This window comes from Brevibacterium sp. RIT 803 (genome assembly GCF_016892625.1).
Taxonomy (GTDB): domain Bacteria; phylum Actinomycetota; class Actinomycetes; order Actinomycetales; family Brevibacteriaceae; genus Brevibacterium.
The window spans coordinates 275,320-292,004 of the sequence record NZ_JAFEMW010000005.1; the positions used below are offsets into that span (position 1 = coordinate 275,320).

General features: G+C 63.4%; 15 protein-coding genes. 6 read left to right on the plus strand and 9 right to left on the minus strand.

Translation table 11 applies throughout. The features are described 5' to 3' along the window. Positions 1-74: 74 nt before the first annotated feature. Complete coding sequence (locus JTF07_RS16845; protein WP_252199889.1) at positions 75-920, minus strand: hypothetical protein; 846 nt, start codon at positions 918-920, stop codon at positions 75-77. A 172-nt stretch (positions 921-1,092) separates the two neighbouring features. Here JTF07_RS16845 and JTF07_RS16850 point away from each other — a divergent pair, with 172 nt between their 5' ends. Next, a complete protein-coding gene (locus tag JTF07_RS16850; RefSeq protein ID WP_204235366.1) occupies positions 1,093-1,632 on the plus strand; it encodes a peptidylprolyl isomerase in 540 nt (179 codons plus the stop codon). A gap of 75 nt (positions 1,633-1,707) precedes the next feature. Then, the gene (locus tag JTF07_RS16855; RefSeq protein WP_204235367.1) at positions 1,708-2,415 is read left to right on the plus strand and encodes a rhomboid family intramembrane serine protease; all 708 of its coding nucleotides are present in this window, start codon (positions 1,708-1,710) and stop codon (positions 2,413-2,415) included. 423 nt (positions 2,416-2,838) lie between these two features. On the opposite strand, the gene JTF07_RS16860 is transcribed toward JTF07_RS16855, so the two are convergent. Beyond that, complete coding sequence (locus JTF07_RS16860) at positions 2,839-3,696, minus strand: cell division protein CrgA (RefSeq protein WP_204235368.1); 858 nt, start codon at positions 3,694-3,696, stop codon at positions 2,839-2,841. 380 nt (positions 3,697-4,076) lie between these two features. Between JTF07_RS16860 and JTF07_RS16865 the strand changes: the two genes are divergently transcribed. From JTF07_RS16865 to JTF07_RS16880, 4 genes are all read left to right on the plus strand, one after another. Further along, complete coding sequence (locus JTF07_RS16865; RefSeq protein ID WP_204235369.1) at positions 4,077-5,174, plus strand: class E sortase; 1,098 nt, start codon at positions 4,077-4,079, stop codon at positions 5,172-5,174. Positions 5,175-5,176: 2 nt separating this feature from the next. Then, the gene (locus JTF07_RS16870) at positions 5,177-5,350 is read left to right on the plus strand and encodes a hypothetical protein (RefSeq protein ID WP_186293079.1); all 174 of its coding nucleotides are present in this window, start codon (positions 5,177-5,179) and stop codon (positions 5,348-5,350) included. After that, the gene (locus JTF07_RS16875) at positions 5,347-6,021 is read left to right on the plus strand and encodes an anthranilate synthase component II (RefSeq protein ID WP_204235370.1); all 675 of its coding nucleotides are present in this window, start codon (positions 5,347-5,349) and stop codon (positions 6,019-6,021) included. The genes JTF07_RS16870 and JTF07_RS16875 overlap by 4 nt, the downstream gene beginning before the upstream one ends. Positions 6,022-6,170: 149 nt before the next feature. Then, on the plus strand, positions 6,171-6,683 hold the full coding sequence (locus JTF07_RS16880; protein WP_204235371.1) for a GyrI-like domain-containing protein: 513 nt from the start codon (positions 6,171-6,173) through the stop codon (positions 6,681-6,683). 79 nt (positions 6,684-6,762) lie between these two features. Here the strand turns inward: JTF07_RS16880 and pknB are convergent, their stop codons facing one another. The 7 genes from pknB to JTF07_RS16915 form a co-directional block, all read right to left on the minus strand. Beyond that, entirely contained in the window at positions 6,763-8,688 is a 1,926-nt protein-coding gene (gene pknB, locus JTF07_RS16885; RefSeq protein ID WP_204235372.1) for a Stk1 family PASTA domain-containing Ser/Thr kinase, read from the minus strand. Between the two features lie 83 nt (positions 8,689-8,771). Next, the gene (locus tag JTF07_RS16890) at positions 8,772-10,625 is read right to left on the minus strand and encodes a protein kinase domain-containing protein (RefSeq protein ID WP_204235373.1); all 1,854 of its coding nucleotides are present in this window, start codon (positions 10,623-10,625) and stop codon (positions 8,772-8,774) included. After that, positions 10,622-12,091, minus strand: a complete 1,470-nt coding sequence (locus JTF07_RS16895; RefSeq protein WP_204235374.1) for a peptidoglycan D,D-transpeptidase FtsI family protein — start codon at positions 12,089-12,091, stop codon at positions 10,622-10,624. Before JTF07_RS16895 ends, JTF07_RS16890 begins: the two co-directional genes overlap by 4 nt. Then, a complete protein-coding gene (locus JTF07_RS16900; protein ID WP_204235375.1) occupies positions 12,088-13,674 on the minus strand; it encodes an FtsW/RodA/SpoVE family cell cycle protein in 1,587 nt (528 codons plus the stop codon). The genes JTF07_RS16895 and JTF07_RS16900 overlap by 4 nt, the downstream gene beginning before the upstream one ends. After that, on the minus strand, positions 13,674-15,128 hold the full coding sequence (locus JTF07_RS16905) for a PP2C family protein-serine/threonine phosphatase (protein WP_204235376.1): 1,455 nt from the start codon (positions 15,126-15,128) through the stop codon (positions 13,674-13,676). The genes JTF07_RS16900 and JTF07_RS16905 overlap by 1 nt, the downstream gene beginning before the upstream one ends. Continuing rightward, positions 15,125-15,643, minus strand: coding sequence for an FHA domain-containing protein FhaB/FipA (locus tag JTF07_RS20945; RefSeq protein ID WP_143922781.1), 519 nt, complete (start codon positions 15,641-15,643; stop codon positions 15,125-15,127). Before JTF07_RS20945 ends, JTF07_RS16905 begins: the two co-directional genes overlap by 4 nt. Continuing rightward, positions 15,640-16,482, minus strand: a complete 843-nt coding sequence (locus tag JTF07_RS16915) for an FHA domain-containing protein (protein WP_204235377.1) — start codon at positions 16,480-16,482, stop codon at positions 15,640-15,642. The genes JTF07_RS20945 and JTF07_RS16915 overlap by 4 nt, the downstream gene beginning before the upstream one ends. Positions 16,483-16,685: the final 203 nt, after the last annotated feature.

Sequence of the window (16,685 nt, forward strand, 5' to 3'; positions counted from 1 at the left end):
GGGAGCTGTTCTCTCTGTCTGGGTCGGTCGATCGCCCGGTCAGCTGACCATGTCAGTCGACCCCTCCCGACAGATCAGTGCTTGGCGTTCTTGTCGTCCGCCGTCTCGGTGGCTGACTTCGAATCCTCGGCAGGCTTGACGATGGTCGCCGGCGTTGCCTTGGTGTCCTTGGCCTCGGTTGCAGGCTTCGGAGTCGGTGCTGCCGTGGGGGCGGCGGCAGTCTTCGACTCGGGCACTGCGGTCTGCGAGACCTCGGGTGCTGTTCCCTGGCGGGATGCGGGGGTCGAGCCGACCGGGCGAGCATCTTCCGGACGGTTGTTGGGCAGCGGTGTCGACCATGGGTCCTCGACCGGCTGCGCCTTCTTCCACACGTAGTAGCCGATTCCGGCTGCCGAGCCGATGACCAAGGTCCACACGACAGCGGCCTTGCCGCCACCGGACTTGCGTGCGGTGTCCTTCTGGATTCGCTTTCCGGCGTTCGTGAGGGCCTTGCGGGCCTTCTTCACTGCCTTCTTGTCGCCGGTCAGGCGCACAGCGAGATCGTCGACGAGCTGAGGGGTCTCAACTGCTGCAAGCGAGTTGGCGGCGTTGCTCGCAAACTTACCGGCGCGTTCGGTGGCCTCGGGGCGGTAGGCATCGAGCTTGTCCGCCCAGGCGTGAACCTGGTCATTCGCCTTGTCGGCGAATGCTTCGACCTGAGGGCGGGCCTTGACGGCAAGACCTTCGGCCCGATCGGCCAGTGCTTCGACCTGCGGTCGAGCCTTCTCTGCAAGCGCCTCGACCTGAGGGCGTGCCTTGTCAGCGGCTTCGCGGAGTTTTGGACTTGCGGCCCCGCTGGCATCGGCCAGGACTCGGAGTGACGTCTTCTTCGCGGAATCGAGCTTCGAAGTGAACGGATCTCGAGCTGACTTCTTCGACATGAACATTCCCAATCCTCTTTGTCGGGGTCAATTGATCAGTCTCAGTCTACGGCCTAGGTGCAAGCCGCCGGACATCACGCCGTCATGAAATTGTCTGCAGAAACGCTGACAGAGTCTGCAAACCGAGCTGGCGGAATCTGCGGAAGCCCCCGGGGCGTGGAAGAATGGCCCTATGACTACAGCTTCTACGCACACAGCAGTCCTGCACACCAACCATGGTGACATCACCATCAACCTCTTCGGCAACCACGCGCCGAAGACTGTTGCCAACTTCGTGGAACTGGCCAAGGGTGAGCGCGAATTCACCGACCCTGCCACCGGCGAACCCACCAAGCGCCCCTTCTACGACGGCCTCAACTTCCACCGCATCATCTCGGACTTCATGATCCAGGGCGGCTGTCCGCTGGGCACCGGCACCGGCGGCCCGGGCTACACCTTCGATGATGAGATCCACCCGGAACTCCAGTTCGATCGCAAGTACCTGTTGGCCATGGCCAACGCCGGCAAGCAGATGGGACGCGGCACCAACGGTTCGCAGTTCTTCATCACAACCGCTGAGACCCCATGGCTCAACGGCAAGCACACCATCTTCGGCGAGGTCGCCGACGAATCCTCGCAGAAGGTCGTCGACGAGATCAACAACGTCCGCACCGCTGCCATGGACAAGCCAGTCGAGCCAGTCGTCCTGGAATCGGTCGACATCAACGGCTGACTCCGATTCGCCGGTGAGCAACGGTACCTGCTGTGCAGGAGTACTGAGGCTGACTGAACTGAGTACCATGGTGTGATGGACACACCTCAGGAGGGCTCGGCCCGGGAGACCGGCCGGGCCCTTTCTGTCACCCCTCCGCTGGTCACCAGTGTGATCATGATCCTCACAGGCGTGGTCTTCCTGGCCCAACTGCTGCCCAGCCTGGATCTGACCCATCGGCTGAGCTTCGTACCCGCCCTCGTGCTCGAACAGCCGTGGCGGGTTCTCACAGTGGCTCTGGTGCACGAACAGCCCTCACCGTTCCATCTCCTGGCCAATATGATCGGCCTGTTCTTCTTCGGATCATTCGTCGAGCGAGCTCTTGGCCGCTGGCGATTCCTCGTCCTCTATCTGCTGGGAGCGATCGGTGGATCAGTCATGGTTCTCGTTCTTGCGAAGCCGTTCTCTGTGGATTGGGTGACGAACAACATCGGTGCCTCCGGTGCGGTCTTTGCGATCATCGGCGTGCTGCTGGTGCCGACCCGGAAGCTCGACCGCAACATTACGGGGGTCGTGCTGTTCGTTGCCCTCAACTTCGGATACGGATTCCTCGTCGCAGGAGTGTCCTGGCAGGCCCACCTCGGAGGGCTCATCGCCGGTTTCGTGCTCGGCTGCGGTGCTCTGCTGGTGCCGAAGAAGCAGTCGACTCTGATGTTCGCACTTGCGGCCCTCGGGCTGCTTCTCCTGATGCTCGCCGCCAGCGCGTGGCAGATCAACGACGCCTGGCAGATCACCGCCCTGTGAAGAGCATCGCCTTGTGAAGAGCACAGATGACCATCCACACAGGTGGGCGCAATGACTCTCAGGCCTATATCAGACTTCCGTGAATAATTAGCGCCTTCGCGGTTTGAATCTAGTTGTCCACAACCTTTATCCACATGGTGGATAACTTACATATGTGTATTTCGCCAGGTCACAGGCTCAAAATAAGTTATACACAAGCGACATTCCCGGCTTGGGTATAACTTCGTTCCTGTGGACAAGTGCCAGTAGAGGCCGTTGAAACGTCAATTGCGGGCTAACACTCTACCCGCAGGTGACCGCCGTGCGGCCTGGTCTGACGACGGGAACGTCAACGAAAAACGGGGGTAGCGTCGACCTGCGGGTGCGCACACCCGGTTGTCGCCGCAACCCCCGTCATTCGTCAGCAGGCGTGGTGCCTGCCGACTACCTCCAGCGCGTGGACATGATCAGCCCCGCGACGAAGAAGGCGAAGCCGATGAGGATGTTCCAGTTCTGCCAAGCCTCGACTGGGAACGCTCCCTGCGAGACATAGAAGGTCACGAGCCAGATCAGGCCGATGAGCAGGAGGCCGATGAGCACTGGCAGGAACCAGCGAGGATTGGGCTTGATCGTCTGCTGACCGGACTGCGAGGTGTAAGAGGCGGTCTTGCGACCCTGAGGGCGTTTGGCTGGATTGCCCGAACGCGAGGTGCGCTTGGCCGATGACGCCTTGGCAGCAGAGCCCTTGGCCGACGAGCCCTTAGCGGAGGCACCCTTGGTGGTCCTGCTCTTGTCGGCAGATGTGCTGTCCTTGTCGGACTTGGCTGCCTTGTCGACCTTCTCGGACTTCTCAGTCTTCTTGACGTCGGCGGTGGACTCGTCGGCTGTGTCGGCTGCATCAGCCTCATCAGCGGCGGCAGTCTTCTTGGCCCCGGAGCCCTTCGATGTGGACTTCTTGCCGGTGGCCGCTGCCGCTGCCGTGGACTTCTCGGCCGACTCATCATCTGCAGCGTTGTCGTCGACAGTGGAGGCATCGGCGTCGGCAACTTCGGCGTCGGCGACTTCAGCGTCGCCGTCGATGTCATCATCGTCGGCAAGCACGTCGGATTTGTCGGAGGAGTCATCCAGATTGAGGAGGTCACCCTCGAGGCTCTCGTCCCCCGGGCCCTCCGTCTGTTCGACCTGCGAGTCCTCTACTGCCTCGACATCGTCGTTCGGCTGGGTCTTGGTTTCGACATTGGCCTTCGACGAGTTGCGAGAAGTGCGCTGGGGGCGCTGGGTCCGTCCGTTGGACTTGGCCACGAGTACTCCTTATACGGCCGACCATTGCTGAGGTCACCGATTGATGAATAGGGACAATCGGACATCAGTCTACTCGTGACATCCGGCAGTTTTAAAAACTCCAACTACCCTGAGAACGACCTGTTTGTGCAGTTTCATGCGATAAAGTGCAATACGGTGTCCCCGCTTGCCCTCTGGGCGAGCCCCGGATTCGAAACAATAGGCACGGTGCAGCAGTGGTGAATGGTCCCTTCCCGGGTAACGAATCAGACGCAGACGCGTCATCGCGACCCACTATTCGTCCTGCTCAGAGGCAGAATTCCTCGCATCACCCGGCGAATGAACGACACCAATCACAGGGTGGATACGGCGGTGACGGAGCGAACCCGTCCACAGAACCCATGGCCTCGGCACCCGACCTCGGCGGGGCACCGAATTCAGGCGCAGGTTCGAACCCCGGATCCGGGTCGCTTTCAGCGGCCGATCAACCACTTCCCAGCCGCCGTGAACTCCGACGTCGCGAGGCTGAAGCTGCGGCCGCCAGCGGGGCTCCGACCGCCGTCTACTCCGATGCGCCGCTCGGTTACTCGGACTCGACTCAGGTCATGCCCGCGGTCAACAGCGCAACGGATCCCAACCTCGGCGCCCATGCGGGTGCGGACGCTGCGAACTACAGCGCACAGAACTACAGTGCACAGAACGGCGGCGGACACCACGACGGAGGTCGTCGCACCAACCGTCGGAGGCAGAAGCCGGAGCGTGAGCCGCTGGGCCCAGTTCGCGGCACCATCCGCACCTTCGGCGAGCTCTGCATCACCGCCGGAATGGTTCTCATCCTGTTCGTGGTCTGGCAGCTGTGGTGGACCGATATCGAAGCCAACCGCGACAACGAGGTGCTGGCCGACCAGCTCACCGATGACTGGCAGAACCAGGACCCCAACGAGCTTCCGGACGACCCGGACGAGCCTGTCGTGTCGGATCCGGTGGAGAAGAACGAAGCGTTCGGCATCTTCTACATTCCGCGCTTCGGCGACGACTACTACCGCACGGTCGCCGAGGGCGTCGATCTCGAACCCGTCCTCAACCGGATGGGCGTGGGTCGGTACCCGAACTCTGCGATGCCGGGCGAAGTCGGCAACTTCTCGATCGCCGGCCACCGCGTCACCTACGGTAAACCGCTCAACCAGATCGCGCAGCTGCGTCCCGGCGATGAGATCATCGTCCAGACCAAGGACGGCTTCTACACCTATACGTTCCGCAACTTCGACATCATCCTCCCCGATGCCGTCGAGGTGCTCGCACCGGTCCCCAACGAGCCGGAATTCAAGGGCAAGGACCGGATCCTCACGATGACGGCCTGCAACCCGATGTTCTCGGCCCGAGAGCGCTATGTCGCCTACGCCGAGCTCACCGACTGGACTCCGGCCGGCGACGGTGCACCGGAGAACATCAAAGATTCGAAAGCCTACGACAAGGTCAGCAAGAACGGTGGTGCCTGAGAATGTACGGTCTGATCTGGCGACTGCTTCCGGGCAACTGGTTCATCAAACTCATCTTCGCCCTCATCCTCATCGCGGCCGTGGTGCTGCTGCTCATGCAGTACGTCTTTCCGGTCGTCGCCCCCTACATGCCCTTCAACAATGCAACTGTGACTGATGGAAGCGGTGGCCAATGACAAAGATCCTCGTCATCGACAACTACGACAGCTTCGTCTACACGCTCGTGTCCTACGTCCGTGAGCTCGGAGCCGAAACTCATGTCATCCGCAATGACGACCTGAGCGCCGAGGCCGTCGTGGCCCTGGCATCGGAGTACGACGGTGTCCTGCTGTCGCCGGGCCCGGGAGTGCCGGCCGAATCGGGAGTGTGCCCGGACCTCATCGCCTGGGCGGAGACGTCTGGCACCCCGGTGTTCGGAGTCTGCCTGGGCCATCAGGCGCTGGGAGAGGTCTTCGGTGCCACAGTGACCCACTCGCCGGTGCTGATGCACGGAAAGACCTCGGTGATCACTCACGACAGTCAGGGCATCTTCTTCGGTTGCAAGAACCCGCTGACCGTAACCCGCTATCACTCGCTGGCGATCGTTGATGAGACCATCGATCTCGAGAAGTTCCTGGTCACCGCCCGCACCGATGATGGAGTCGTGATGGCCATCGAACACCGTGAGAAGCCATTGTTCGGTGTTCAGTTCCACCCGGAGTCCGTGCTCACGGAATGCGGCTATCTGATGCTGGGGAACTGGCTCGAGGTCTGCGGTATCGACGGTGCCGCCGCGCGGGCCGCCGCGATGTCTCCGATGGCCTCGGCGATTGCGGCGAAGCCCGTCCCGGCCGCCACTCCGGCTTAAGCTGCGGCTCCGACTTACGCGGCCGCCACTCCGGCTCGAACCGCCACTCCGGCTCAGACGGCCACGACAGCCAGGCAATCGCGCTCAGACTCTTCCTGTGGCCCTACTGGGCATATTAGGATCGTGAGACACACCGAGAGGACCCACTGATGTCAGAGTCGAGTATCAACCGGAGCGAACCATTCCCCGAACTCACCGTGTTCGAGGCGACGCCGGTCCCCACCGCCGTCGTCGAGGTCAGGAATGTCGCCATGGAGGACCTTCCAAGCCACTTCGACGCCGCCTTCTCCGGGCTGTTCCCTGCCCTGGCCGAGGCTGAGCAGGAGATCGCTGGTCCCGCATTCGCGCTGTACACGCGCCAACCCAGCGACACCGTCGACCTGGAGATCGGCCTTCCGCTCACCTCGGGGCTGAAGCAGGCCCTGCCACTGGGCGAAGGCCTCATCGCGGTCCCGTCCCAGCTGCCCGGAGGATCGATCGCCGCACTGACCCATGCCGGTGGATACGACGGATTGGGTGAGGCCTGGGCGGGGTTGATGAAGGCGGTCGTCGATGCCGGACACCACCCGGACCTGCCGTTCTTCGAGGTCTACGTGACAGAGCCGAACCCCGATATGGATCCAGCGGATCTGCGTACCGACCTCTTCCTCACTCTGTCCTGAGAAGACGAACTGAGGCCGCCACCGAGACTTCTCGATGGCGGCCCCAGCCGTTTCAGACCTTGGGTCTGGTCGGACTCACTCAGCGGTTGCCGTCGGCGCCTGAGTCGGAGAAGCCGTCGAACCAGTTGCCTCCGCCTCCGCCGATGGCCTCGGCATCCGAGTCACTGTCCTTGTCCTGCTCGTCGCCACCGGTGTCATCGCCGCTGTCGTCGCTGCCACCGTCGTCAGACGGCGACGTGGGGACTCCTCCGGGGATGGACGGAATGCTTGGCGACGATGGCTCCTCCGGCGGCTTCTTGGCCACCTTGACAGTGATCTCCGAGCCCTGCTTGACCTCGCTGCCGCCAGCTGAAGACTGTTCGAAGACCTTCTTCGCGGGTTCGTCTGCGGTCTCGACCTCTTCGGTCGTGCACCCCAGCTGGTAGTCGTCGCCCTCGAGGATCTCACATGCTTCCTGCGCGGATTTGCCCGTCACATCGGGGACCTCGACCATTCCCGAGGACACGACGAGGTCGACGTTCGAGTCCACGTCCACCTCGGAGCCGTTGCCTGGCTTCGTTTCGATGACGACGCCCTTCTCCACGTCCGGAGAGTTCTGGGAGATGTGCGTGCCTGCCTGGAGCTTGGCGTCGTTGAGGATCTTGCGGGCACTTTCCTCGGATTTGCCGGAGACATCGGGGACCTTGACGCTTTCGGGGCCGGAGGAGATGACCAGCTTCACGACGCTGTCCTGCTCCACTCGCTGGCCGCCGGCGGGATCGGTCTTGATGGCTTTGCCCTCGTCGACGTCCTCGCTGTACGACTCGTCTCTGTCGACTCTCAGGCCCTGTTGGATGAGGGCGGACTCGGCCTCATCGGCGTCCATATTGGCCACGTCCGTGACCTCGACCTGGATGATGTCCGGTGGTTTGTTGATCTCGTAGACCCACAAAGCGATGGCGGCAAGAGCCAACAGCACGAAGATGCTGCCGATCCAGATCCAGGCGCGCGAACGCCTCGGCGGCGGTGGCTCGTCCTGCTTGGCCATGATCGTCGACACGGCACCCGTCTCAGGCTCCACCTCGGCATCCTGAGCATACTGCGGAGGACCCATCATGGCCCCGGCCATCGGGAACGCCTGGGTGCGATCCATGTCGTCGTCGAAGCTCAGGGGACGACCGTCACGGGCCGCGAGGACATCCTCACGGAAGATATAGGCGTCCTGGTAGCGCTCGTCACGATCCTTCAGCAGCGAATGCATGAGGAGGCGGTCGACCTCAGGGGGAACATTGGGATTGTAGAAACTCGGCGGCTTCGGCGTCTCGCCCACGTGCTGGTAGGCGACTGCCAGCTGCGAATCTCCGACGAACGGGGGCCGGCCGACGAGGAGCTCATAGAGCAGGCAGGCCGTCGAATACAGGTCGGAACGGGCGTCGACGACCTCACCGCGGGCCTGCTCGGGGGACAGGTACTGGGCGGTGCCCACGACCGACTGGGTCTGGGTCAGCCCGCTGTTGTCCTTGAGCGCGCGGGCGATGCCGAAGTCCATGACCTTGATGTCACCCTCGGGGGTGAGCATGACGTTGGCTGGCTTGATATCGCGGTGGACGATTCCGTTGCGGTGGGAGTACTCGAGTGGGGCGAGCACACCGGCGACGACGTTGAGCGCCTCGTCGATGGTCAGGGTGCCGTGCTCGTTGAGGACCTCGCGCAGCGTCTGGCCCTCGACATACTCCATGACGATGAAGGGCACGGAGACACTGGAGCCTCCGGTCTCCACGAAGTCCTCTTCACCCGAGTCGTAGACAGCGACGATACCCGGGTGGTTCAGCCCTGCCGCGGACTGCGCCTCACGCTTGAGACGTGTGTGGAACGAAGGATCACGAGCGAGATCGGACCGCAGAAGCTTGATCGCGACGCGCCGGCCGAGCCGGTTGTCGACGCCCTCGTGCACTTCTGCCATTCCCCCACGGCCGAGGAGCGCACGAACCTCGTACCGCCCCGACAGCACCTTGGGTTCATTCATTCTGGTCCTCCGCTTGGTTCACCCACGTCGTGGGAAAGTACTCCGCATGTCAAGTAGATTACTCGTCTTCTCAGCGCATGGTGTCAGCCAAAGATCGACTCGTCCAGGTCTGTGCCGGCACTGGGATCTTCGCCGCCGCCGTTTCCGGACGGGTTTCCGCCGTCGTCGTCGGAGCTGTTGGACCCGCTGTTCGAGTTCGAACCGCTGTTGTCATTGCCGTTCTGGCCGCCGTTCGGATCGCTGCTCGAACCCGAGTCGGTGTCAGCTCCGTCGTCGGTGCTGCTCGAGTCGCTGCCCTCGGAACCACTGTTCGAATCACTGCTCGAACCACTGTCGGAATTCGACGAGCCGGTGTCGTTGGAGCTGCTGCTCTCGTTGCTCGAGGAGCCCCCGTCGTCGTTGCTGCTCGAGCCCGAACCCTCGTCGCCGCTGGTCTCTGACGGTGTGGGAGTGCTCGAAGGTTCAGGTTCCTCCGTCTCCACCGGCTCTTCGGCCGGGCCAGAGGAGATGTAGAGCGTGACGGTGTCGCCCTCTTCGAAGGTGTAGCCGTTGTCGCCCTCACCCACATCGGCGACCGTGCCCGCTGCGCGGGAGGACTCGATGGTCTGGGTCTCGGCTTCCAGTCCCTGCCGTTCGAGGTTCTGAGTCGCCGAGGATTCGGTCAGTCCGATGTAATCGCTCTTGTCGATTTCGATCGTCTTCGCTGCCTGCGAAGTCGTGGGGGCGCTGGTGCTGGGGTCCGGCTCGGGCTCGGCGTTGCCTCCTCCGAGGAAGAACCACAGCAGCGAACCGACGGCGATGAGTGCGACGATCGCGAGGATCCAGATGAGGGCGCGGCCCTTCTTCGACTGCTTCTCGTCGAGTTCCCTGTCCTCTGCATTCTCCGCGTCGAGTTCGCTGCCGTTCGCAGCCTCGGCGCCCGCTGCACCGGCCGCACCGGCACCAGCAACACCTGCGGCAGCTGCACCCGGATAGACACGAGTCTCCTCGTTGGACGCCGTGACCGGCATCGCCTTGGTCGTCGGCACGGGCTCGGGGCTGTTGAAGACCTGGGTCAGCGCATCGGAGGCGGCGCTGCCCAGTCGCATCTGCGGCAGAATCTCTTCGGCACCTGCGACATCGCCTGCGGCCAGCGCATCGGCGGCCCTGGACACCGCCATGGCATCCGAGGGCCTGCGTTCGGGCTTCTTCTCAAGCAGGCAGTCAACGAAGCGGCGCAAGGGTTCGGAGACCGTGTCCGGCAGCGGCGGATGCTGCTGATTGACCTGGGCGATGGCGATCGCGACCTGCGAGTCACCGGTGAACGGACGCTGCCCTGCCAGTGCCTCATAGGCGATGATGCCCAGAGCGTAGAGGTCGGAGCCGGACCCCGAACCCTTGCCTGTGGCCTGCTCCGGTGCCAGGTACTGGGCGGTGCCCATCACCTGGCCGGTCTTCGTCAGCGGAGCCTGGTCGGTGACGCGGGCGATGCCGAAGTCCGTGATCTTGACCCGGAAGTCCGGGGTCATGAGGATGTTGCCGGGTTTGATGTCGCGGTGGATGACTCCGACCTTGTGGGCCGCCCCCAGCGCCTGCGCGGACTGGGAGACGATGCTCAGAGTGTCCGTCTCCGACAGGGGTGCGCTGCGCTCGATGATCGCCGACAGTGCCTCACCTGGAACGTACTCCATGACGAGATAAGGGGATCCCTGCTCGTCGCCGTAGTCGAAGACACCGGCGATTCCGGGGTCCGATGCGCGTCCCATGTTCTGTGCCTCGGCGCGGAACCGCGCGAGGAAGGTCGTATCCGACAGGTATTCGTCCTTGAGGATCTTCGCCGCAATCTCACGGCCGAGCACGGAGTCGACGCCCTTCCAGACCTCGCCCATACCGCCCACGGCAATGCGAGAGGTGAGCTTGTATCGGTTTCCCAACAGGGTGCCTTCGACGGGTCTCATTTTTCGACCACCGCTTCCATCATGTCCTTGGCGATCGGTCCTGCGACCGTCGCTCCATAAGCTTCGTTGCCCGCGTTTCCGCCGTTCTCCACGACGACCGCGACTGCGATCTTCGGATCATCGGCTGGGGCGAATGATATGAACCACGCGTGCGGTGCCGCACCGGGTCCGTGCTGTGCGGTACCGGTCTTCGCGGCGACCTTCGTGCCGTTCATCTTGGCCACCGAGCCGGTTCCGTCCTCGACCACGCCTTCCATCATCGTCGTCAGCTGATCGGCGGTCTTACCCGAAACGGGACGTGACATCTGCGCAGGGCGCATCTCCTTGATGGGTTCGAGGGTGCTCGCGTTCAGAACCCGGTCGACGAGCTGCGGCTTCATCATCTTGCCGCCGTTGGCGATTCCCGCCGTCATCATCGCCATCTGCATCGGCGTGGACCTGACCTCGTACTGTCCCAGCGAGGACTGAGCCAACTGGGGTGGATCGAGGTCCTCCGGGAACGTGGATGCACTGACGTTGAGCGGAATCTCCATCTTCTGGCCGAATCCGAACTTCTCCGCCTGTTCCTTGATCGCATCCTCGCCCAGATCCATTCCGAGTGAGGCGAACGAGGTGTTGCAGGACTCGGCGAGCGAATCGGCCAGCGACGGGCTTCCGCCGTTGCGGCAGGCGCCCGGATGGGAGTTGCCGATCGTAGAGGTGGTCTGTGGCAGGTCGAGCTCTGCCGGACCGTTCAGTGTCGAATCCGGCTTGTAATCGCCTGATTCCAGCGCGGCCGCAGCCACGAGGACCTTGAAGGTCGAGCCCGGTGGGTACAGGTTGCCGCCGATGGCGCGGTTATAGGCTGGCTTGTCCTCAGCGTTGTTGAGCGTCTCGAAGGCGGACTGCGCCGTCGAGGAGTCATGACTGGCGATGGGGTTGGGGTCCCAGCCGGGTGTCGAGGCCATGGCGAGGATCTTGCCGGTCTTCGGATCGAGTGCGACCGCTGCACCGTTCTGGTCCCCCAGACCGTCCCAGGCGGCCTTCTGCACCTTCGGGTCGATGCTCAGCTCCACGGCCGCACCGCGGGGCTGCTCACCGGTGACCAGGCTGCCGACCTTGTCGTAGAACAGAGCATCGGAGTCCCCGGAGAGATACTCGCCGGAGGCACGCTCCATGCCTGAAGCTCCCGACACGATGGAGTAGTATCCGGTCATCGAGGCGTAGGCACGGGGGTCGAGACCCTCCGAGCCGTACTTGCGCTGGAACTTGTATTTATCGTCGACCGGCTCGGAGTAGGCGATCTTCTTGCCGTCGACGAGGATCGGACCCCGGTCGCGAGCCAGCTGGTCGAGGACCTTGCGGTTGTTGAGCGCATTGTTGTTCAGTGAGTCGGCGGTGACGAACTGAACCCAGCTGGTGGAGCTGAACAGGAGCGCGAACATGACGAATCCGACGATGCTGATGTGTTTCAGTGGGTTCTTCATCGTTCACCTCCGGTAGTGCCCAGATTGGTCGTCGGGTCCTCATCTGACCGGTTCGTCTCAAGATCGGCGGCGCCGAAGTTGGTCGTCGGCGCATCGTCGCTGGTGGCGCGATTCGTGGCGAGACCGCCAGTCGCGTGTTCGCGTGCTCCCTCGACACGTCTCGTGTCATTGCGATTCCCGGCAGCCCGCGCCGAGGCGGTGGCGTCGTCGGGATCCTCCGTGATCTTGAGGACGCCGGTGTGGAACTCCTCCACCGGTCGCCTGGCATTGTCGGAGATGCGCAGGAGCAGCGCGATGATCATCCAGTTTGCGATCAGGGACGACCCGCCTTGGGCGAGGAACGGCGTGGTCAGACCCGTGAGCGGAATGAGGCGGGTGACGCCGCCGACGACGACGAAGACCTGTAGGGCGATCGTGAAGCTCAGGCCCGTGGCCAGCAGGGTGCCGAAACCGTCGCGCAGCTGCTGGGCGGTCTTGATGCCGCGTTGGAAGATGAACAGGTAGCAGAGCAGGATGACGAAGAGTCCCGCCATGCCCAGTTCTTCGCCGAGGCTGGCGTAGATGAAGTCGGATTCGGCATAGGGGACCATATTTGGTCGGCCCTCACCGAGTCCGGTTCCGGTCAGCCCGCCGTTGGACATGCCGAACAGACCTTGGACCAGCTGGTACGAACCACCAGGGGTTTTGTTGTACTCCTCGGCAGTGAGTGCGTTGAGCCAACCGTCGACTCGCTGCCCGACGTGGGAGAAGAGGAAGGTCGCTGCGACAGCGCCGGCTGCGAAGAAGCCGAGTCCGAGGATGATCCAGGAGACCTTGCTCGTCGCGACATAGAGCATGGCGACGAACAGGCCGAAGAACAGCAGCGAGGTGCCCAGGTCCCTCTCGAATACGAGGATGCCGACGCTGGCCACCCATGCGATGATGATCGGACCGAAGTCACGCAGGCGCGGGAAGCGGATGCCGAGGATCTTCGGGCCGGCCAGAACCAACTGGTCACGATAGGACACGAGGTAGCCGGCGAAGAAGATGGCCAGCAGGATCTTCGCGATCTCACCGGGCTGGAAGGACATCGGGCCGACGCCGATCCAGATGCGCGCACCGTTGACCGTCTTGCCGAGGCCGGGAAGCAGCGGGAGCATGAGGAAGATGAGCGCAGCGAACCCCGAGAGGAAGGTGTAGCGGCGCAGCCACCTGTGGTCACCTAAGAAGATGATGATGCCGACGGCCAGAGCGACACCCAAGGTCATCCAGATCAGCTGGGTGACTCCGCTGTTCTGATATTCGTCCCGGCCCAGGTCGACCCGGTAGATCATCGCCAGGCCCAGGCCGTTGAGCAGGACTGCGATCGGGATGAGAACAGGGTCGGCGTACTTGGCCTTCCACCACACGACGATGTGGATGATGAGGCCGAGTGCGGCCAACCACGCAGCGTACTGGTAGACATTGGCGGGGATCGTGTCCTCGGTGCCGAGTCCGACGAGGGCATAGGCGCTCGTGGATACGGCGATGGCGAGGATGAGGAGGCCGAGTTCAGCCAAGCGATAAGGCCGTGGCCGCGCGCCTTGGTTGGGGTTCGCGGACATTACTGTGACTCCTCAGTGATGGCATCACTGGGATCGACCGCTTGGGAACTCGGTGGTGACGGTGCGGGATCGCTGGGGCTCGCGGCGTCTTCAGCATTGCCCGAGACAGTGCCGGACTTGTCGGCTTCCTGACGCAGGTTCTCGATGATGCGATCGGCCTCGTCGCGGGAGTCAGCCTGGATGGAGCCGCGCAGACGATCCTGCGAAAAGCTGTTGAGGGTCCCGACCTCGATGTCGGTGGTGTCCTCGAGCTGGCTGAGCTCGATGGGTCCCAAGGTGGTGTCGAGGCCACGGTAGAGGGTGACTTTCCCGTCGAGATTCGTCAGGTAGTAGTGGTTGTTCATGTAGTTGTAGGCGAAGAATCCGCCTACGGCGATCGCGACGATGACGATGGCCGCGATGATCCACCCCAGGTAGGACCGCTTTTCGACCTCGTCGTCGTCAGCGTCGAGGTCATCCTCCTCGGTGGGTTCGTCCCTGTGGGATGTCTCCGTGTCGGTGCGCTGGGAGGGTGGGACCACCTCGGCGGTGGGCTCCTGCTTATCGGAGTCGGACACCGCCTGCAGGGGAACGGTGTCGGTGGGGATGTCGCCGTTGCCGTAGTGGGGCTGTGTCTCCGTGGTGGCTTCGTCGACGTCGGGGTTCGTGCCGATCGTGGCGTACTTCGGGTTGAGGTGGACGGAACCGACGGAGCTGCCGTGCACGGTGTCGACGGTGCCTTCGAGCACGTCGCCGATGACGACGGTGACGTTGTCGGCACCGCCCCCTGCCAGGGCCAGGTCGATGAGCTGACGGCAGCATTCGTCGGGATCTGAGACCTCGGCGAGGATGCGGGCGATGTCGTCGATGTCCGCGAAGCCGGTCAGTCCATCCGAGCACAGCATCCAGCGGTCGCCGACGTGGGCTTCGCGCAGGGTGAGGTCGAGATCGGGGGAGGCTCCGACGTCGCCGAGGACCTTCATGACGACCGATCGCTGCGGGTGGGTCTCCGCCTCGTCAGCGGTGATGCGTCCTTCGTCGACGAGCATCTGGACGAAGGTGTGGTCGTGGGTGACGGTCTGAAGTTCCCCGTCGCGCAGCACGTAACCGCGGGAGTCGCCGATGTGGGCGAGTGCGAACCGGTTGCCCGGTGCCCTCAGCAGAGCGGTGACCGTGGTGCCCATGCCTGCGAGCTCGGGCTGCTCGGCGACACCGCGGCAGATGCGGTCATTGGCCTCGAGGATCGAGGTGCGCAGGATCTCCAGAGCGTCCTCGCCGCTGGGCTCGCGATCGAGGTCGGCGAGGCGGGAGACGGTGATCGCCGAGGCGACGTCGCCGCCTGCGTGACCGCCCATTCCGTCAGCGATGAGCAAGAAATTCGGACCCGCATAGCCGGAATCCTGGTTGTTCTTACGCACCAGCCCGGTGTGAGACCGGGCTGCTGAACGGAGGGTGATCGTACCGTCGGTCGTCACGATTGGGTCTCCAGCGTCGTATGGCCGATGGTGATCTGGGTGCCGATCCGCAGACTGATGGGCGAATGCATGGGCGAGCCGTCGACGATCGTCCCGTTCGTCGAGCCCAGGTCCTCAAGGACCCAGGAGCCGTTGGCGGCCACGATTCGCGCATGATGGCTGGAAGCGAAATCGTCATTGATGACGATCGAGTTGTCCGGCGCACGCCCGAAGGTCACCGGCGCCCCGGAGAGCGTGATCAAGGTCCCGGTCAAGGGCCCACCGGTGACGCGAACGGATCCCGGATGCGCCTGAGACCTCGCGGGGGCAGGCGTCGGCGCGGGGACCGGCGCTGGTCTGCTCGGTGCCGGACTCGGAGCTGCGTTACGGGAGGCTCTGCCGCCTCGGCGAGACTTCCTGGGGGCCTTTTTGGCACCGAAGATGTCGCGCCTGAGGACACCGGCCACTCCGAGCACGAAAAGCCAGAGGATGATGAAGAAGGCGAACCGGAAGACGGTGACGGTGAATTCACTCACTGGGCGTCCTGTTCGATCTCGTGGTAGCGCACCTCTGCATCTCCGGCCATGAGGACATCACCGTCGGAGAGGTTCGCCGAGGTGAGCTTGCGGCCGCGCAGAAGTGTTCCGTTGGTCGATCCGAGGTCGTTGGCGACCGCGTGATCGCGCTCGACGGTGATCTCGAAGTGTCGGCGGGAGACGCCGGGGTCGTCGATGACGTAATCGGAGCTGGATGAGGACCGGCCGAAGACGTTCGTGCCCTGGTGCAGTGCGTAGTCCTGTCCGTGGATGGTGACGCTCGCATCGATCGTGCGCGACCTGGACGGTGCGGCCTGGCGCACTGGCGCTGGGGTGGGTTCCGGGGTGCGCCTGGGCGGGACCGGACGGGAACCGGAGTTGGCCTGTCCTTCACCCACGATGTTGTGTGAACGGGACACGGGGTCGTAGCCGCCGCGGTTGGCCGGTTGGGCTGCGGGCGATCCGTCGGGACGCTGGGTGCTGGAGACGACACGGTACATTCCGGTGTCGAGATCTTCTGCTTCGACGAATTCGACGGAGACGGGACCGACGAAGCTGTAGGCCTGCTCGACCGCGTGATCACCGATCACCTGTCGCAGGTCCGAGCGGAGTTCGTTCTCGAGGCCCGAGAGCCGGTCGAAATCTGTGGGTGACAGCTCGATGCTGTAGTGGTTGGCGGTCAGTGTCCGTCCGCGCGAGACGACTGCGGCCTTGTTATCGGCTTCGCGTCGCAGTGAGCCGGCCAGTTCGACCGGTTCCACCTGTGAGCGGAATGCTTTGGCGAAGGCGCCGTTGACGACATTCTCCAATCCCTTCTCGAAACGATCGAGAATCCCCATGGCACCTCCTCATTCAGGTGTCGTGCGCGTGACGAACGTTTCGCCACCAGCCCGGACTATGCGTCCGAGCGAGTCTGTCTAGGTGAGTCCACGCTCGGCAAAGGACACCGAGATGGAGACACCAACACCCAATCCTAACGCGGTGAAGCTCTCAACTCACGTCACTGGGTATTTCGGGGCCGAGGTCTGCTCGGATTCCCGGC